This is a genomic window from Moraxella sp. CTOTU48717 (genome assembly GCF_032057165.1).
In the GTDB taxonomy this organism is placed as follows: domain Bacteria; phylum Pseudomonadota; class Gammaproteobacteria; order Pseudomonadales; family Moraxellaceae; genus Faucicola; species Faucicola tetraodonis.
Window position 1 is genome coordinate 254,850 of the sequence record NZ_DAMBBC010000002.1, and the last position, 19,384, is coordinate 274,233.

At 43.2% G+C, this 19,384-nt stretch carries 17 protein-coding genes; 8 read left to right on the plus strand and 9 right to left on the minus strand.

Annotated elements, in window-relative coordinates:
- Nucleotides 1–21 precede the first annotated feature (21 nt).
- Entirely contained in the window at nucleotides 22–354 is a 333-nt protein-coding gene (locus RT084_RS02730) for a hypothetical protein (RefSeq protein WP_313097559.1), read from the plus strand.
- A 5-nt stretch (nucleotides 355–359) separates the two neighbouring features.
- Entirely contained in the window at nucleotides 360–680 is a 321-nt protein-coding gene (locus RT084_RS02735; protein ID WP_312383280.1) for a TusE/DsrC/DsvC family sulfur relay protein, read from the plus strand.
- A gap of 9 nt (nucleotides 681–689) precedes the next feature.
- On the opposite strand, the gene RT084_RS02740 is transcribed toward RT084_RS02735, so the two are convergent.
- Nucleotides 690–1,214, minus strand: coding sequence for a tRNA (cytidine(34)-2'-O)-methyltransferase (locus tag RT084_RS02740; RefSeq protein WP_312383278.1), 525 nt, complete (start codon nucleotides 1,212–1,214; stop codon nucleotides 690–692).
- Nucleotides 1,215–1,489: 275 nt separating this feature from the next.
- Between RT084_RS02740 and RT084_RS02745 the strand changes: the two genes are divergently transcribed.
- Nucleotides 1,490–1,636 (plus strand): entericidin A/B family lipoprotein, encoded by a 147-nt coding sequence (locus RT084_RS02745; RefSeq protein ID WP_060994912.1) that lies wholly within the window; start codon nucleotides 1,490–1,492, stop codon nucleotides 1,634–1,636.
- Nucleotides 1,637–1,729: 93 nt separating this feature from the next.
- Here RT084_RS02745 and RT084_RS02750 read toward each other — a convergent pair whose 3' ends face one another.
- The 3 genes from RT084_RS02750 to glpK form a co-directional block, all read right to left on the minus strand.
- Nucleotides 1,730–2,419 (minus strand): TetR/AcrR family transcriptional regulator, encoded by a 690-nt coding sequence (locus RT084_RS02750; RefSeq protein WP_007116896.1) that lies wholly within the window; start codon nucleotides 2,417–2,419, stop codon nucleotides 1,730–1,732.
- A 20-nt stretch (nucleotides 2,420–2,439) separates the two neighbouring features.
- Nucleotides 2,440–3,447: an endonuclease/exonuclease/phosphatase family protein gene (locus tag RT084_RS02755; protein WP_409418395.1), complete on the minus strand. Its 1,008-nt coding sequence runs from the start codon at nucleotides 3,445–3,447 to the stop codon at nucleotides 2,440–2,442.
- A gap of 364 nt (nucleotides 3,448–3,811) precedes the next feature.
- Nucleotides 3,812–5,410 (minus strand): glycerol kinase GlpK, encoded by a 1,599-nt coding sequence (gene glpK, locus RT084_RS02760; protein WP_313097564.1) that lies wholly within the window; start codon nucleotides 5,408–5,410, stop codon nucleotides 3,812–3,814.
- 317 nt (nucleotides 5,411–5,727) lie between these two features.
- Here glpK and RT084_RS02765 point away from each other — a divergent pair, with 317 nt between their 5' ends.
- Nucleotides 5,728–8,379 carry an AAA family ATPase gene (locus RT084_RS02765; protein ID WP_312383272.1) on the plus strand — a complete coding sequence of 884 codons (2,652 nt, stop codon included), beginning with the start codon at nucleotides 5,728–5,730 and terminating at the stop codon, nucleotides 8,377–8,379.
- A 19-nt stretch (nucleotides 8,380–8,398) separates the two neighbouring features.
- On the opposite strand, the gene RT084_RS02770 is transcribed toward RT084_RS02765, so the two are convergent.
- The 3 genes from RT084_RS02770 to ftsY are packed head-to-tail and all read right to left on the minus strand — an operon-like array spanning nucleotide 8,399 to nucleotide 11,207.
- Complete coding sequence (locus RT084_RS02770) at nucleotides 8,399–8,923, minus strand: methylated-DNA--[protein]-cysteine S-methyltransferase (protein ID WP_312383271.1); 525 nt, start codon at nucleotides 8,921–8,923, stop codon at nucleotides 8,399–8,401.
- Nucleotide 8,924: 1 nt separating this feature from the next.
- The gene (locus RT084_RS02775; protein WP_203171726.1) at nucleotides 8,925–10,046 is read right to left on the minus strand and encodes a DUF4268 domain-containing protein; all 1,122 of its coding nucleotides are present in this window, start codon (nucleotides 10,044–10,046) and stop codon (nucleotides 8,925–8,927) included.
- A gap of 3 nt (nucleotides 10,047–10,049) precedes the next feature.
- Complete coding sequence (gene ftsY, locus RT084_RS02780) at nucleotides 10,050–11,207, minus strand: signal recognition particle-docking protein FtsY (protein ID WP_409418394.1); 1,158 nt, start codon at nucleotides 11,205–11,207, stop codon at nucleotides 10,050–10,052.
- Between the two features lie 313 nt (nucleotides 11,208–11,520).
- On the opposite strand from ftsY, the gene RT084_RS02785 reads away from it, so the two are divergent.
- Nucleotides 11,521–13,035: a M16 family metallopeptidase gene (locus RT084_RS02785; RefSeq protein ID WP_312383267.1), complete on the plus strand. Its 1,515-nt coding sequence runs from the start codon at nucleotides 11,521–11,523 to the stop codon at nucleotides 13,033–13,035.
- A gap of 97 nt (nucleotides 13,036–13,132) precedes the next feature.
- Nucleotides 13,133–14,614 (plus strand): M16 family metallopeptidase, encoded by a 1,482-nt coding sequence (locus tag RT084_RS02790; protein WP_312383265.1) that lies wholly within the window; start codon nucleotides 13,133–13,135, stop codon nucleotides 14,612–14,614.
- A 32-nt stretch (nucleotides 14,615–14,646) separates the two neighbouring features.
- Here RT084_RS02790 and RT084_RS02795 read toward each other — a convergent pair whose 3' ends face one another.
- A complete protein-coding gene (locus RT084_RS02795) occupies nucleotides 14,647–15,585 on the minus strand; it encodes a D-Ala-D-Ala carboxypeptidase family metallohydrolase (RefSeq protein WP_312383263.1) in 939 nt (312 codons plus the stop codon).
- A 337-nt stretch (nucleotides 15,586–15,922) separates the two neighbouring features.
- Between RT084_RS02795 and rodA the strand changes: the two genes are divergently transcribed.
- The gene (gene rodA / locus RT084_RS02800; protein WP_282840907.1) at nucleotides 15,923–17,068 is read left to right on the plus strand and encodes a rod shape-determining protein RodA; all 1,146 of its coding nucleotides are present in this window, start codon (nucleotides 15,923–15,925) and stop codon (nucleotides 17,066–17,068) included.
- 431 nt (nucleotides 17,069–17,499) lie between these two features.
- Nucleotides 17,500–18,084, plus strand: coding sequence for a septal ring lytic transglycosylase RlpA family protein (locus RT084_RS02805; RefSeq protein ID WP_312383258.1), 585 nt, complete (start codon nucleotides 17,500–17,502; stop codon nucleotides 18,082–18,084).
- Between the two features lie 112 nt (nucleotides 18,085–18,196).
- On the opposite strand, the gene RT084_RS02810 is transcribed toward RT084_RS02805, so the two are convergent.
- Nucleotides 18,197–19,384, minus strand: coding sequence for a vWA domain-containing protein (locus RT084_RS02810; protein WP_312383257.1), 1,188 nt, complete (start codon nucleotides 19,382–19,384; stop codon nucleotides 18,197–18,199).

The following is a 19,384-nucleotide window of genomic DNA, read 5'->3' on the forward strand; positions in this document are numbered from 1 at the left end:
GTTTAGCGATAGCGATTAACTATGAAAATTATCATTAATATTCACGCTGACACGTTTTTGCTTTGTCATGAAGCCTTATCAATGGCGTTTGCGCTGGCGGCGTTTGACCACCAAATTCAGCTGACTATCGGTGATGGCATGCTAAACTTACTACTTGATGAGCCTATGGGCAAGCTTGCCCATATGCTGGCATCCCTTGATATGTATGATATGCCGCCCGCTTGGCTGGCGCTAGCAGATTTTAATAGATTAAAAGCGTGGCAAGCGAACCTTTCAGCAGACTTTGATTGGTGTGCTCAAGTCGCGCTACAGCCAACTACACCGCCTCATTTTGATACCACTTTTGACTTATAAATACTATGACCCAACTTCCCGAACTTGACCAAGACGGTCATTTGATAGCTCATCAAACCTGGACACCAAATATCGCGCAACAATTGGCAAACACGCTGGATGTCACGTTAACCCCTGAGCACTATCAAATCATAGACGCAGTGCGTCAATATTATGATTTATACAGCCATCCACCGACGACCCGTCCTTTAATCAAGTTTTTATCCAAGCAATTGCCTTCATTGGCGGTTGATAATGCCAAATTGCAAGCCATGTTTAACACAGGTCTTGTCGCGCGTCATGTCAACCGCATTGCAGGGTTGCCAAAACCTGCAAATTGCTTATAAATTTTGAGATTATTTTGGGTCATAAGGGACGAGATTGTCATAACCGATACTGTGACCGTTATCACCGCCAAATCCCTGCTGACGCCAAATTTCAAATAATGTAATTGCCACGCTGTTAGATAAATTCAAACTGCGAGAGGTCGGCAACATAGGCAAACGCAACCAGTTATCTTGACCAATTGCCGCGCGAATTGGCTCGGGTAATCCGGCTGTCTCTGACCCAAATACCAAAGCGATATTTGCCACTTGCGTAAAATCTTCATCATATAAAGGTTTGCTAAGCTTGGTGGTCAAAGCAACAATTCTTTGTACCCCACTTTGGCTTAGACTGTCCTGTGCATCCTGCCAATTGGCATGTACTTTGACATTTGCCCATTCATGATAGTCTAGCCCTGCTCGGCGTAATTTTTTATCTTCTAACTCAAACCCTAGTGGCTCAACCAAATGTAGCGTTGCGCCCGTATTGGCGCATAACCGAATAATATTGCCTGTGTTGCTTGGCATTTTGGGTTCAACTAATACTACGTGAATCATGTCGACATCCTTAAACAGATTGAAATAAAAAAGCGCTAAATACGAAGATTAATTTACAAAAAACCTATACTTATTGCGTAAATTTAAGTTTTTTTTACAACTTGATAGTTTTGGTTACATTAACGCTATAGCGACGTTAGACTAAACTGCATTACCATGACTCTACCAAGCATGTTTTACTTTATTTTAACTTTTATAAGTCAATAAAGTCGCATGATTTAATCTGGTAGCTAAAAACTGTTAAAAAATAATGGATATATCTGAGGAAATTTAAAATGAAAAAATTAATCGCTGCATCAATCGCTGTTATGTTTGCTGTCACAGGTTGTAATACAGTCAAAGGTTTTGGTAAAGACGTATCAAAAACAGGTGACGCAGTAACCAATACCGCACAAAATACTCAAAATAAAATCAAGTCGTAGATTTTCTGTTTAAGTAAAAAAACCCATCTCGCTGATGGGTTTTTTATTACCTCTTGTATTGCCTATCGCTTAAAACCCTAGTAGGTTATAAAATTAGCCGTTTTTTGGCAAATTTTCAGGTAGATAACAACGTAGATAAGCAATCACCGCTGTAATCGCTTCTTGGCGATAGGCATCGGTAATTTCTTTTTCTGAGCGATAAGCTAAAATAAAAATACCATTAATGATACCGTATGCGACTAACAATTGCTGATGAATGGTTTCTAAAGCCGGCATTTTATAATGCTCAGACAGCTTATCATACACCATTTGGGCGAGGCTTTTTTCGATTTCACTACCAAACGCATTGCCCTCAAAATCTGGGGTATTGGTCTCATAAATCAAACGGGCAACCGTTAAATCGGATTGAATAATATCAACGCCTGTCTCAATGACTGTGGTGATATAAGCCTGCCAGCGACTAAATTGTTTGGCATCGACTTTTTCAAGCTTGTTAAAAATTTCTATCGCATTTAAAAAACGCAATGCCAAAAAAATCGCTTCAACGTTTGGAAAGAAGTGATAGGCTGAGGCTCTGGGAATGTCCGCTCGTTCACATACATCAGCCAAACTAATCTCACTGACAGGTCGGGTCGCGCTCAATTCTTTGGCAGCGGCTAATAATTTTTGGCGACGTAAACGACCTTGCTGGCTAGTGAACTTGAATTTGTTAGGGACTAGGCGGCGAGCGAGCTCAGAGTCCACTAACACATCCTCAATTTTTTCATCATAAGCGCTTGACATATTTCCTCTCTATCGACTGATTATGAATAAAGTTTAATTTGTGCCCGTACCAATCCATGATCAGTTGGGCGTTGTTCTACAATAAATTTGAGATGATCGTTAAAATAATCAACTTGTAATACTTCGCCGATGTTAAATTTACTATCAGCTAAAAATTGTTCAGATACCAAAATTTGGTCAAGCACTTCTGGCATACCTTGGTGGATATGGGTGTACGCCACATCTTTGAGCCAGTGCATACGGCTTTGTATCGTAGAGGCATCATACAGCACGATATCCCGCATCGACTTATCATAAAATACTTCGCCCGATTCGCTTAAAAGCTGACAAGTGACACTTTGCATCACATCATTCATATCCCCTAACAAAATCAGCGGATGGTTGTTGTGTGACAGTTTTTCGATGACCACTTGGCGAATGCCTGCCGCTTCCGCTGCCCGCATACAAAGACTGCGCAGCTTGGCGCGGACTCGAATTAGCGGATCATTGCGATCTTCTAACGGCTCGCCTTGCGCGTTTTCTAAAAACTCAGGGCGTTTACTTTTTAGATGCGCCACAATCACGGTGACCACCATGCCATTTGGCAATCTGATGTCGGCAATCAGCGGGGGACGATTAAATTGTTGATAAAGCCCAACATCAGGAACGTCTAACAACGCAATCGCAGGCATCTGCGTGAGCAATTGGGTGTTAATAATCTCAAAGCGCGATATCAAACCTACGCTCGGGGTACCAATTGCGCCTCGTCCTTGGGTTAATGGACTATCTGGCTGATTACTGGCTAATGGTACAGTGACATGATAGTCATTGAGACCGGCCGCACGACATAAGTCAATGAGTGCTTGCTCATCCCAAATTTCTTGGCAACCAATGATATCAGCTTGCAATTGCCGAAAGATGGGGGCAAGTGCATTAATCTTTTGTTGATATTGCTGCGGCGTATACACGTCTTGGTTTCGATAAAAAACCCGATTGGGCAATGCAAAGTTGAGTAAATTTGCCGTAGCGATAACAAATTGATTGTCCACTGTCATATCCTTAATGTTGAGTTACCAGTTATCCCTGCTTGCTTATACCAACATTGTCCAAAAAATTTCCTGACTTTCATCTTCATAACTCTCATCACTGTCAACACAGTGTCGAATTTTGGAGCATTATACATTTTTTTATTCAATTTCTACACAAAAAATCACTATTTTTAGCCAAAATTTGCTGATATTTTTAAGCAGGGTTTAAAAATTGGGTGCATAAAGTGCTTTTTTTTACTTAATCACCTTAATTGCTAACGAAAATCACTCTCGTGTCGAGTCTTTAAAAAATTTTTCATATAGTTAACTATTTGTTTTTAAATTATTTTTAGTTTTTTAGAGCTATATTAATGATTTTCTTGCTTTAATTTTGTTCGTTTAATAGTTGATTGATATAAAACTGCCAACGCTCCACGATGGCTTGGCGCTCAGACAATGCCATCTTAGGCTCAAAGATACGGTCTAACTGCCAACTTTCACCAATGCTAGTGTCATCATATAGTCCCACCGCTTGCCCTGCCAATAATGCCACCCCTTTTGCGGTACTCTCAGTGGTCGTTGGTCGCAGCACAGGGACATTGAGTATATCGGCTTGAAATTGCATTAAGATATTGTTATTGGCAGCGCCCCCATCCACGCGCAGTTCGTGCAGCGGCACAGGGCTATCTTTTTGCATGGCGATTAACACATCATAAGCTTGTAGCGCAATTGCTTCTAAGGCGGCTCTTGCGATATGCGCTTTGGTAGTACCACGTGTCAGCCCGATAAGTCTTGCGGTAGCATCTGCTCGCCAGTAAGGTGCACCAAGCCCGGTAAAGGCAGGAATCAGGGTCACCCCTTGGCTATCCGGTACTTTTGCTGCCAAGGTTTCAATGTCCTCACTGCGCGCTATCATACCTAAATTATCGCGTAACCACTGCACGATGGCACCTGCCATAAACACACTGCCTTCAAGCGCATATTGTGTTTGCGTGACGCTTGTTTTTTTATTTCGTTGTAAATTTTGTAAAGGTTTTAGCAAGTTGGGCAATTTACCTGAAGGTTCATGCCGGTTAGGTTGACGAGTGTGATTCGCCTCTGTGGTTTGCCAAGCGACAGTGGTGAGTAATTGCTGATGACTGACACAGGGCTTATCGCCGGTATTCATTAATAAAAAACAGCCGGTGCCATAGGTGGATTTTGCCATCCCTGCTCGGTTACAGCCCTGCCCATACAATGCCGCTTGCTGATCGCCTAGCACTGCCGTGACTGGGATTTGTTTGCCAAACATCCCTTGTTTGGTGACCCCAAAATCGCCATCCGATGGCTTGATGGTAGGTAACATGGTTTTGGGAATATCAAATAATTCCAATAACTCCTCAGACCAGTCGCCTGTTTGCAAAGACATCAGCATGGTGCGTGACGCATTGGTGATATCAATGCTATGCTCGCCTGTCATGTTAAACAATAGCCAACTATCCACAGTACCAAAAGCCAACTCACCTGCTAGCGCTTGCTGGCGAAGCTTAGGGTTTTGGTTTAACAGCCATACGATTTTGCTGGCACTAAAATACGGATCTATACGTAGTCCGGTAATTTGCTGGATTTTGGCGTCAAAGCCTTTATCACGCCAGTCTCTGCACCACTGATGGGTACGTCTATCTTGCCAGACAATGGCGGGTGCGACAGGCTTACCCGTCTTTTTATGCCAAATTATGGTGGTCTCACGTTGGTTGGTGATACCGATGGCTGAAATATCTGTCGCCAATAATCCTGCTTTGGCAATCACTTCTTGGGCAGTACTAATTTGGGTTTGCCAGATGTCATTGGCATTTTGCTCGATAAACCCGGCTTTTGGGGTGATGATACTCAGCGGCTTTTGGGCAATGGCGATGGGTGTTAATTGGTTATCAAAGATGATACTGCGGCTTGAGGTAGTGCCCTGATCCAGCGCTAAAATAAATCCGTTTTCTGTTTTAGCCATGTTGTTGTCTCAAACGATTGTGTTAAGCGTCAATATGTTATCTTAGCAAATACTTGCCCATCAACTTTTATATTACTGCGGCTGAAACCTTAAGGCAACGATTCGCGAAAAAATAGCCATTGATTTTATCAACAAAAAACCACATCATACTGATACTTTATTACCACTTACCAAAACCTATCTGTTAACTATAAGTGACCCTAAACCTTAGATTTCAGACTTCAAACCTTAGACCCTAAGCACTGTCACTCTAACTGTCACTGTCATTGTTTATCTTTTCCACTACCGCTTTTTAATGCGTTGATGAAACTTGTTTTATGAAAAATACCCTTGCAAAATCTGTTCGTACTACCGCTGTGACCTCAAAATCCGCCGCTATCATTACCGACACCATCAAATCTGACAATTTACAACCTGTTGCAATCTCGCAGTTGCGCCGTTATACCGACCCAGCGACCTTGCCAAAAGATAGCGACCATACCAAAACGCTTGAGATTGGCTTTGGGCAAGAGCGCGCCTGTAAAGCGATTGCCACTGCGCTTGATATCAATGCCAATGGTTATCATATCTTTGCTGCAGGTGAAAACGGACTGGGCAAACGCACCTTAATCACTCGCCTGCTACAAGCACACGCCAAACAAAAACCCACACCCAATGACTGGGTATATGTGCATAATTTTGTTGATGCGCGTACCCCGATTGCACTTGACCTGCCTGCCGGCATGGGCAAGCAATTAGCGGAAGATGTCAAAACCTTTTGGCTAACCACCAAACGTCAGCTCAATCAGCGTTTTCGCAGTGAGCACTATCAAAGTAAAGTAGAAGCCATAAAGAATGAAATTAGCCTTCGTGAAGAACAGGTCTATCATGCGCTGCATGAAGAAGGCAAACAATATTCACTTGCATTGGCGCTGCGACCTTCGGACAATAAACCGATTTTTATCAAATCTGATTTTAGTGACAACCGAGCCGATGGCAATGACAATGACAGTTACAATGATATCGAGCCAAGCGATGGTTATTTATCAATCAAACCTGCTAATAAATTGGGTCGCCAAAAATCCAGCGGTAAAGCACCAGTTTTACCACTTAAAGCCAATCAAACCTCTAGCACCACTAATAATACCTCAAGCGCAACCAATCAAGCCAGCTTTGGCTTAACCCCAAAATCGCCATATGTGGCCAATTATCAAGATAAGAACCACATGCAAAAACGCTTGAGCCAACTGACCGTTGAGCTTGAGCAAATTGAAGATGAAGCCAATCAGACCCTACAAGCGCTACACCACTCATTGACTCGGCGTACCTTAAAACCATTGATTGAGCCGTTATTTGACAAGTATCAAGCCTTACCAAAGGTTCGTAAGTATTTGCAAGACGTGCATGACGATATCGTCAATCATGTAGAACGAATCATCAATGAAGATGATGAAGAGTTTTTGCCCAGCCATTTCTCGCCATTACCAGCGCGCTATTTTGTCAATGTGATTGCCAGCCATGCGCCCGATCAAGGCGCACCTATTGTGTTTGAAGACTTACCCACCCATTTAAATTTACTCGGTCATGTCGAGCAAATTACCCATTTGGGCACCGTGTCAACTGATGTCAGTCTAATTCGCGCCGGTTCACTGCATCGTGCGAATGGCGGTTATTTGGTGCTTGAAGCAACTAATTTGCTTGAATATCCGTATGCGTGGCAAGGTCTCAAACGCGCGCTGCAAAGCCGCCAAATCAAGATGTCGAGCCTTGAGCAAATGCTGACACTGACCGGCAGTATCAGCCTTGAGCCACAACCGATTAAGCTTGATGTCAAAGTCATTTTACTCGGTGAGCCAGACTTGTATTATGACCTGCTAGATTTTGAGCCTGAATTTAATGCCGTATTCAAAATCCGTGCAGATTTTCATGATCGCGTGGTACGCAGTCACGCCAACGAACAAGCGATGACCGCCAAAATTGCCGACATGATAAGCAAATACCAATTACTAACATTTGATAACACCGCGTTAGCATGTTTATTAGATTATCTCAGCGAGCAAGCGGAAGACCAGCATGAGTTAAGCCTACATGGGGATAGATTGGCGCAGCTCTTACTAGAAGCCAATCGCCATGCGGTCATCAATCAATCAGAGCTTAGCCCTGAAAACACAGTAACCGCTAGCCATGTCCGCCAAGCCATTGATGATATTCGCCACCGCTCGGGTTATTTACGACAATTGTTCTGGCAAGAACTAGAAAAAGGGCAACAGCTGATTAGCACCCAAGGCAAAGCGATTGGTCAAATCAATGCGCTGACGGTCATCAGCTACGCAGATAGTGAATTTGGTATGCCTGCGCGGTTGACAGCGTCAGTGCATCACAGTGCCGCGCACGCCGATATTGTTGATATCGAGCGCGATGTGGATTTAGGCGGCTCTATCCATGCCAAAGGCGTGCTGATTATGAGCAGTTACCTAAAAGCACTGTTTGCAGAAGACCACACGCTTAACTTTACTGCATCGCTGGCTTTTGAACAAAGTTATGGCGGTATCGATGGCGATAGCGCGACAGTAGCCGAAACCTGCGCACTATTATCTGCCCTATCGCAAACCCCGATTAATCAAAGCTTGGCGGTGACTGGCTCGATGAACCAATTTGGTCAAGTCCAAGCGGTCGGCGGCGTCAATGCCAAAATTGCCGGGTTTTATGATGCGTGTGTCGAGCAAGGTTTGACGGGTAAACAAGGGGTGATTGTACCCAAAGCCAATTTGGCGCAATTGATGCTGCGTCAAGATATCATCGATAGCGTGACGGCAGGTAAATTTACCATCTATGCCGTAGAGCATGTCAATGAAGCCATGTATCTATTGACGGGTCTAGCGCCGGATGAGATGACCAAAAAAGGCAAGTATCGTAAAAATACCGTTTATGGTCGTATTTATGAACGCTTAGAAACTTGGGAAGAAAAAGATGCAGATGATAAAGAATAACGCCTCATTGGGTTATTGTTTATCGCTGATAACTTGCTTGCTCTATATCAAGCAATGTTTGCTTAATCTCAATCCCACCGGTATAACCGCCCAATTTGCCATCGCTGGCAATCACGCGATGGCAAGGAATAATGAGACTTAGTGGGTTGCGGCCATTGGCCTGCGCGACTGCGCGAAAGCTTTTGGGACTATCTACTTGTAGCGCAAGCTGTGCATAGCTGATTGTTTGACCGTAAGGGATTTGTCGTAATGCTTGCCATACTTTTTGCTGAAAGGGTGTGCCTGTGGATAAATCTAAGGGAATATCAAAAACTTGTCGCTGTCCATTAATATATTCGTCAAGTTGACTGATGGTATTTCGTAAGACTTTGGCATCGTCATCTACTGAGTCAGCCAAATCTTTGCTTTGTATATAGTGCGCTTGTGCAGTTAATTGTTGTAGGATTTTTTGGGTTTGCCAATCAAGCGCGATAAGACAACCCTTATGTGCGACAAGGGTAATTGTTGGTAATTTGATTGATAGTTGGTAGTTTGTGGTAAGCATTTTATAAGACAAATTTATCTAGAAGTGATTTAAGAATTTTCTGCATTTTATAACTTTCTTCAATCAAAAATTCATTTGCACCCCGCCATTCAGACTTGTCTGAATATCCAACTGCTTCGTTTGTGATAATTATAAAACTATATACAGTTTCAGGACAACGCTCCCAATTAACAGGATATTGAAATTTTGATTCGATTTCTTCTTTATGCTGATATAAATAGTCGAATATTTTTAAAGTGTCTTCTTTATTATTACCTTTTATTTCAACTCTAATTTTTACAGATTCCTTTGTAATTACAACACTTATTCCGACACCATTTCCTAATTTAGTACCTAACCAATTATCTTTACTTGGTGTCCTATTAGCATATAAATTTTCAGCATTTGATAAAGTCGCATTGATAAATTGCGACCAAAAACTTATTAGTACGCTTTGTTTATTATTTTTGATTTGAATGTCTTCTTGTTTTTTCTCCGCAATATCTATCATAAAGCTTTCAACTTCGGGTACAGGAATAATTTGCTGAGTATCAAAGAAAAAGTCATTATTAAATTTAAAAAGTTGGCATTTTATACAACGGATATTAATACCAAAATTCATCAGCCATAATACAGCTGATGTTACTTCTTGACGGAATTCAGCAGCGACTAAAATGATTCGTTGCGAAGTTTCATTGGGATTTAATCCAATATCATCTTCTGTGCTATCACTAAGAAATTCATTTATTTTTTGTTTAGCGCTTGCAATATAATCATCAGAGTTTTGGCTATCATATTTTCTAAGATAGTCAGCAAAAATATTTATGATTTTCTCATCTGTAAGTCGAGAGCAATAAGATGCATATTTCACAGACTGCCATACAACATCTTTACCAGAACTATCCGTTTTATTTTCAATAATGACTAAATTACCACTTTTATCTAACGCCAATAAATCTAATCTTTCAGACGTATTGTCAAACCCGTTAAATTCTTTTTGAATAATTAATAATGGCTCGCCAAGACATTCTGGATTGCTCACAATCCATTCTTGCAAATCTTGGCGCTCTCTAAAACCCACTTCACTAAATTGAATTTTATCAATATTAGTCATCTGCTTATTAGCAATATTTAAGTGATACATGAGTTATTCGTCTTTTTCAAATAGCGCTTTGACAAAATCATCGGCTTGAAATGGGCGCAAATCATCAATTTTTTCACCCACACCAATAAAACGAATCGGCACATTGGTATTTTCAGCGATATTAAATACCACGCCGCCTTTTGCCGTGCCATCTAATTTGGTGACGGTCACGCCTGTCAGTGGCACTGCTTCATTGAAGATTTCTACTTGATTTAGGGCATTTTGTCCTGTACCGGCGTCGAGCACAATCATGGATTCATGCGGCGCTGTCGGATCGGCTTTTTGCATGACGCGAATCACTTTTTTTAGCTCTTCCATCAAATGGGTTTTATTTTGTAGACGCCCTGCAGTATCGGCAATCAGCACGTCAATGCCACGGGCTTTGGCAGATTGAATGGCATCAAAAATCACCGAGGCACTGTCTGAACCATGACCTTGGGCGACAACAGGGATATTATTGCGCTCCCCCCAAACTTGCAATTGCTCGGTGGCTGCCGCACGAAACGTATCGCCCGCTGCTAACATCACTGATTTGCCTTCACCTTGCAGACGTTTGGCAAGTTTACCGATGGTGGTGGTTTTACCCACGCCATTGACCCCCACGACCAAGATAACAAACGGTTTTGTGCTAGCATCCACCACCAGTGGCGCAACTTTGGGTGTCAAGATATCGGTGAGTTCTTTTTGCAGCGCTTTATACAGTGAATGAGAATAAATCAAATCACCGCGGGCAGTGGCTTCGGTCAAGTTTTTGATAATGCGATTGGTGGCATTCACACCGATGTCGGCGACCAACAGTTGGTCTTCGACTTCTTCTAGTAGTTCATCATCAATCTCTTTACCACCAATCAAAATATTGGTTAAGCCTTCGGTCAAGTTTTTACGACTTTTTGACAAGCCTTGCTTCATGCGGCTAAACCAGCCACCTTTTTGTTCAGGTTCTGCGGTTGGCTCAGCCGTATTGGCAGATGGCTGTTGTGTGGGTGCAGGTGTTTGCAGCGTTGACGTTTGGGCGGCTTCAGCGATACGCGGCGTTTCAATAATTGGCACATCTTGCACAGGCAGATTGGGCATCGTAGCATCATCAAAATTAGTCGGTTGGTTATTAAAATTAATTACCACCTTATTAGAAGCATTGTTATTAAATTGGTTGCTACTCATATCATCGCCTATGGTTAAATTTGTCATTAAAATATTGAGATGTATAAAATTATAACAGTGTTTGTTCGCAGTTTGAAATAAACATGCTGTCAATCCCTTACACTCAGATTAATCATGGTCTTGCAAAAAACTATCCGTTCACAGCTTGTTGCGCTAAAAATTTGCAGGTGGTATTTATTCAGATTTAATCGTGCAATGGGCTTTCAAATAGCAATCAATGCCAACATCCGTTATCATGGTTTATCTTTTATAATGCCTGCAAACCCCATTGCCCCACAATCAAAAAAACCAGATTAAAAGTTAAAGAGAAACTATGTTAAATCAAAAACCTGTGTCAAAACCCACATTTTTTAACCTTACCCTCCTCGCTGCCGCCTTGACCTATACGCTCTGTGTATCAGGTTGCAGCACTGCGCAGACCATCGCAGCCAAAACCATGCCGACTAAAACTACCCCGACTTTAGCCAATACGCCTATTAACGCGCATCCAACTGCTAACGCGGTAACTGACACAACCCAGCAAACGCCGAGCCCCACAGATTTTGACAGCGCTAGGGCAGCAACGCGCCATGAATATACGCTGGATAATGGATTAAAGGTGATAATCAAAGAAGATCACCGCTCTCCTGTGGTGATAAGCCAAGTATGGTATCGCGTGGGTGCTGCGGATGAACCCACTAACTTAGGCGGTATGTCACATTTGCTTGAGCATATGATGTTTAAGGGAACAAAAAACGTGTCCTCAGTAGATTTTGAACGCCTTATTGCCAAATTTGGCGGTAGCAATAATGCCTTTACCAGCTATGACTACACCGCATATTATGAAATTTTCCCTGCCAATCGCTTAGCGCTCGCCCTAGAGCTTGAAGCCGATCGGATGACCCATTTACAGCTAAAGGACAGCGACTTTACCGCTGAGCGCCAAGTGGTGATGGAAGAGCGCCGCCAGCGAACCGATGATAACCCAAACGCCCGCGCCTATGAGCAATTTAGCAAAATGGCTTACCCCAATAGCCCAAAAGGAGAATCGGTCATTGGTCCCATGGCAGAAATCGAATCCATTAGGTTAAACGACCTAACCGATTGGTATAAAACATGGTATGCACCCAACAATGCGACCTTAGTAATCGTGGGCGATGTCAATCCCACAAACGCCATCAATGAAGTCAAAAAATACTTTGCCGATAAAAAACCGCAAACCCTGCCAACGCGCCCCAGTGTGATACAGCCAGGGTTTCGTGGTTATCAAGAAAAAACCACCCAATTGCCGGTACAGGTGCCTATGGTCATGATGGCGTTTAATGTGCCAACACTTACCACAGCAAAAGACCCCAAAACTGCCTATAGTCTATCGCTGCTAGCCGATGTGCTCGATGGCGGTCTATCTGCGCGCCTAGAAAAACGCCTAGTACGGGAAAAACAGCTACTAGCGTCAGTCGGTAGTGGTTACAGCGCCTTTAGTCGGGGCGATGGGCTATTTTTAATCCAAGCCACCCCACGAGATGGCGTTACGCTTGCCCAAGCCAAACAAGCAATCATTGCTGAGATTGACGCGCTCAAAACCCAACCGATTGCACAAAGTGAACTGACCCGTGCCAAAACCAACACCATGACCAGCTTGATTTATAGCCAAGATAGTATCAGTGGACAGGCGCAGATGATTGGCAGTCTAAACAGCATTGGGCTTGATGATCGGATGGTGTTTAACCTACCCAAAATCTTAGATAGCATCACAGAAAGTGACTTACACGCTGCTGCTAGCAAATATTTGGTTAACAACAATTTAACCGTGCTCAATGTGGTAAAAGAAAATAAACCCAATAAATAACTATAAAACCAGTAACTTAACTTATCCTGACTTAAGTTGCGCTCACTTGACTTACCTTCATTGCTGTCAGACCATCCTTAGAATGTTGAGAAAAAAAATGAAAACACGCTTAGCTAAAATCTTATTACTAATGACTACCATTGCCACGCAAGCGGGCCATGCAGAACCTGCCACTCATAGCGACGCTCACAGTAGTGGCAATATTGACCCCAATGCACCCATTGCCGCTTTAGACAAATTAACCAGTCTAAAAACCACACCACCGTTAAAAGTGACATTACCAAATATCATCCACTTTACAACGGATTCGGGTACCCCAGTCGCTTTGGTACAAACCCATCATTTACCGATTGTGGATGTCAGTGTGTATTTTAATGCAGGCTCAGCTCGTGATGAAGCCATTAAAAAAGGCGGTTTTGGGATTGCCAGCCTGACCGCGAGTATGCTCGATCAGGGCACACGCCATAAAAGCGAAGATGAGATTGCCGAAACCAGTGAGCAGCTTGGGATTGATTTATCTGCCCGTGCTTATAAAGACATGTTTATTGTGAGTTTGCGCAGTCTATCTGATGAAGCGCGTTTATCCCCTGCGCTTGGTTTAATGAGCGATATGATGACCCAGCCTACGTTTCCAAACAAAAATTTTGAACGTACCAAAGCCCAGTATCTAATCAGCCTGCAACAGGCCAAAGAAGACCCCGATAGCATCGCAAGCAACGCCTTTGCTGCGGCGCTTTATGGCAATCATCCCTATGCCCACCCCACCCAAGGCACGGAAGAGAGCATTGCCAAAATCAATGCCACCGATCTCAAAGCTTTTGGCCAGCAGTTTTTGGTGGCGAAGAACGCGAATATTGCTATTACAGGCGATATCAGTCTTGAGCGCGCGCGGGCGCTTGCCAATCAGCTAACCGCTCAAATGCCTGTTGGCACAGCTGCCCCAAAGCTTGCCGATGCCAAGCCTTTGAACGCCGCTAAAACGATTCATATTCCATTTGACAGCACCCAAACCACCGTATTGATGGGGCAATTGGGTCAAAAACGCGTGGCGGATACCTTAGGCTTGCAGCATCAAACCAACTTTGCCATTGCCGATGAAATCGTCGGGGGCGGCAACTTTCAAGCCAGATTGATGGAAGATATCCGTAAAAAACGCGGGCTCACCTATGGCATTTATAGCAGCACCACGCCGATGCTTGCCCAAGGTAGCTATACCGTTAGCTTTTCTACCCGTAACCAAAAGTCGCAAGAAGCAATTGAGGCGACCAAGCAAGTCATCAAAAATACGCTAGAAAAAGGGGTAACGCCAAACGAATTGGCTTTAACCAAAGACAGTCTAATCAACAGTTTCCCAACTAGCTTTGCTAGCAATGCCGCCATGAATTCCACGATTGGTATGATGGGGTTTTATCAGCTGCCAGATAGTTACTTGACCGATTACGTGATGCGCGTACAGCGCGCCGACCTTAACGCTGTCAATCAAAGCTATAAAGACCTCATTGACCCTAACAAGTTTTTGATTGTGACGGTTGGCAGCGCCACGCCAAACACAACAACCGCAACAAAAATCGCTAAATAGCCAATGTTAACAGCTTAACAGTTGCGACAGGGTTAAAAACGGCAGGGTGATGAGCTTGAACTATGGCTTGCGCCCCATTTTCGAAAGCCTTGCGTATCGAGATGCACCGAGCCTGTCGGATACAAACCGAGTCCAAAATTATAGCTTTGCCCGTTGGACTGCCAAAACTGGCAAAGCCCATCAAAGGTGCTTTCTATTGCCCATTTGTTGGCTTCGTTTTCAGGTATCCAAATATCAATCGCGCCATTGGTCATGTGCTTACTCTCCCCCGCGCCGCCCGCACAATCATTCAATGCAGGGTTTCGATACACGGAGCGTATCACTGTCGAATACGGCAAGTAACCTTGTTTTTGCAGTTGCTGCAGCATTTGTAGGGTGGGCACGATATTTTGCCATAGTGACGCAGGCGGTACTTCATACGGCTCAAAACCGCAGCGCCGTGCATCTCTGGCACTCGTGATTAACTGATCCATCGGCGGAATGGTGCCTAATTGGCTTTGCAAGTAATTTTGATACGCCAACACTTCTGATTGCTGATAACTGTGGCTAGCTAACCAATCCTTAAAATCTGCATCATTGGTATAGACAACGTTACTATTGTATCGTGTGCTATTTTTGAGTGCGCCATAATCTGTTGTAGGTCGGCTTGTGTTTTGACGGTTTAGAATAAGACCGCGCATATTGTCAGTCTGCGTGACAGTAGGATTTTTAGGGTCTGGCTGGGTTTGACGAACGATGGTCGTAGTAGGTTTTCGATTATCGACGGGTGTGACGGGATGATTACAGGCGATAAGCAATGTCATTATCATCCCTGAGCCAACAATGCCTGTTAAAATCTTGGTTTTGGTATTCTGAGTCTTGGTAGTGTTGATATTCTGGGTATTGGCACTTTTGGCATTGGCATACTGGGCGGTTTGCGCGTTGTCTTCGATAATGGTTGGTTTATTTTTGGTCTTGTTTTGATGTGTCATGGATTGCCTATTCACGTTTCGTCAAAATGGAAAAACACCACGGACTGATGAGCAACTGTCAAAAAAGTAGGCTTGATATACTTAGCTAATCATGCCTACTTGATAATTATTTTCACTTAACTTTTACTTGATAGTTATGTTCACTACATAATTAAGACATAATTAAGCTTAATTGATAGCTCACTTAATATAGTGACTTATTTCTATGAAACAAGTGTTATAAACTATTACATTATTAAGACTACCAAAATCACATTAAGCCATATAAACTATTGAGCCTATTTTTGTGTCTTTTTACAGACTTATTGTCACCGGGTTAATTTGATGTTTGGTGTGTATGGTAGATAAGATTGGACAGTACCGTTTTTCTAGGCAAGCTCATCACTTTGGTAATGACAGTCTACCCTCCTTTTGGCAGCGCGTGCATTTAGACCCTTGGTTATTGATGCTATTGTTTGTCACAGCTTTGTTTGGTTTAGCCATTTTATATAGTGCCTCTACTCAAGACATGGGAATGGTCATCCGTCAAACCATTAGTTTTACCATCGCGTTTGTGGTGATGATTGTCATGGCGCAAATCCCGCCCAGTCTTTACCGTGATTTTACCCCGTTTTTTTATGTGGGTGGTGTGGCGTTACTGATACTGGTCAAAATTATTGGTGAGGTGCGACTGGGTGCGCAGCGCTGGATTGGTATTCCTGGGTTTGGTAGTGTCCAGCCGTCAGAGTTTATGAAGCTTGGCATGCCGATGCTCACTGCTTGGTTTTTATCCAAACGCGACTTGCCGCCAAGTTTATCGACAGTGCTTATCACGCTGGTGGCGATTGGTATTCCAGTGCTGCTAATTGCTGAGCAGCCCGACTTGGGCACCTCTTTATTGGTGGCGTCTAGTGGCTTATTTGTGCTGTTTTTGTCGGGTTTACCTTGGTGGATGATTGGCTCTGCGGTGGCGCTGTTTATTCCCTTTGTTTTTGTGGCTTGGGAATACCTGTTACACGACTACCAGCGCAAACGCGTCCTAACTTTGCTAGACCCTGAAAGCGATGCCTTGGGGGCTGGATGGAATATCATGCAGTCAAAAACCGCGATTGGCTCAGGGGGGCTCACAGGTAAAGGCTACTTGCAAGGCACACAATCTCATCTACATTTTTTACCCGAAGGCCACACCGATTTTATCATTGCGGCTTTTTCTGAAGAGTTTGGCTTAATTGGTGTCAGTTTACTGATGTTCCTGTATTTTTGTATTCTATGCCGCGCCTTATTTATTGCTTACTCCAATACTGCTGTCTATAGCAAATTACTCTCGGGCGCGATTGCCATGTCATTTTTTGTGTATGTGTTTGTAAATGCCGGCATGGTAGCAGGTATTTTGCCAGTTGTCGGTGTTCCTTTGCCATTTATCAGCTACGGCGGTACTGCTTTAATTACTTTGATGGCAGGATTTGGTTTAGTGATGTCAATTGCCTCGCATAATGTTAAATAACCGTCACACTATTTTCGAAACTATTTTGTTTGTAAATAGATTATTTATAAACAATTATTTATGTAACTATTTATGTAAATAGGTATTTTTAAATGTAAAAAACGTAAAAAAGTTAGCATAAAAGATATCCTTTTTATGAGTAGTTTTAAACAATTATGACGGTAAAACTTAATAATTTTTACCGTTTATCTATTTTTTTATACCTTTTATCTAAATAAATCGTGATTTTAATCGCGTAATTGCTTATTGTGGGTCATCAAGATTGAACAATTACATACCGAAACAAAGTAAAATTTGTAAACTAATTGTTAAATCTCATAAATTTTCTTGGTGCCCTATAAGCGATTTGTATGCATGACATATAAAGTAAAGGCTTATTGGCTCCCAAATATAAGGCGCTCATTGTAAAGAGCGATTGTTCAGAGGTCATTATGTCAAAGCGTCAATCGAATTTAGCTAATGTAGCGACGTTACTTTGCTTTTGTGGCGTAACGGCGCTTAGCTCAACTACCCAAGCAGCCACGAGCAATTTAGATCACGTACTTAATGAGTTAACCCGCCAGCACAACAATGCATCAGACTTAGTCAAATCAGCCCGCCAACCTCGTAACCTTGCCTTAGACAGCCAACTTATCAGCCAAGACACTTCACAAGCTAGCAAAGATTCAGACGTGTTAGAGCGTCTTTCTGCCGTTGCATCCAATACGGTCAATCGCTTTAGCCAAACGGGTGTCGCCTCTTGGTATGGTCGTCAGTTTCAAGGTCGCAAAACTGCTAGCGGTGATACTTTTGATGCCAATTCGTTGACTGCGGCGCATCGCTCATTGCCAATGAACTGTTATATCAAAGTAACCAACAAATCAAACGGCAAAAGCGTTGTGGTAAAAGTCAATGACCGCGGTCCGTTTTCAAGCCATCGCGTCTTAGATTTATCGTATGCCGCCGCCAAACAAATTGGCTTAGCAAGCACGGGCACAGGCAACGTTGTTATTGAACGTGTAAGTGGTCTAAACTAATGTTAGCTGACTAGCAGCCTTTAGCTTAATATCAGTTTTTAGATGACTATCCGCCTATCAGCACAAAAAAAGCATGAAATTGATTCATGCTTTTTTAATTCCCTTAAAAATCTTACCGCGCCAAATACTTAGTCATATCTTCAATCCCATGCAAGGTCATCGGATACATATGACCTTGCATGATATCTTTGATTAAGCCGATGGTCTGGGTGTATTGCCAGTAGCTTGGTGTCTCAGGATTGAGCCATGCGACTTTATCAAAGTGGTTAGTGATACGTTTTAGCCACGCCTGTCCCGTATCTTGGCTCATATACTCAACGCTGCCGCCGACAGATAACAACTCATAAGGCGACATTGCCGCATCACCGACAAAAATCACCCGATAATCACTGCCGTATTTGTGTAGCACATCCAATGTGGGCACGGCACTGGCGTTACGGCGGGCATTTTCTGTCCAAACATACTCATACACGCAGTTATGAAAATAAAAGAATTCAAGCGTCTTAAACTCATTTTTGGCAGCGGCAAATAAGCGCTCACACGCTTCAATATAGCTATCCATGCTACCACCGATATCAAACAGCATGAGCACTTTGACACGATTACGGCGTTCGGGACGCAGCTGTACATCAAGCATCCCTTTTTGCGCGGTTTTCTTGATGGTTGAGCCAATATCAAGCTCATCAGCCGCCCCATCACGGGCGAATTTACGCAGTTTACGCAGTGCCATCTGCATGGAGCGGGTTTCTAACTGGTTATCCGTATCCAAATCGCGGTATTTGCGCTGCTCCCACACCTTGACCGCGCTGCGTTTTCGGCTTTCACCACCCACGCGGATACCTTCAGGATGGTCGCCATACGCCCCAAATGGCGATGAGCCGCCTGTACCGACCCATTTGTTACCGCCTTGGTGTCGCTCTTTTTGTTCTTTTAGCCGTTCCTCTAGTGCTTTCATGAGTGCTTCAAGCGAGCCATATTTTTTGAGTAGGCGCCGCTGGGCTTCGGTGAGATTGTTGGGGTCAAGTTTGAGTTCCAGCCATTCTTTAGGGATATTACCCAATTTTGCCATCAGCTCGTCAATGTCGAGTGTATCAATACCTTCAAAATAATCCGCCATGGCACGGTCAAATTTATCAAAGTATTTTTCGTCTTTGATCATACATAGGCGAATCAACTCGTAGAATTGTTCACGGTCGGCAAACACAATGCCTGATTCTAGCAAGGCATAAAGGTCTAGCAATTCACGGGTGGAAACTGGCACGCCATAAGTGCGTAAGGTGTAAAAAAGATTGATAAACAC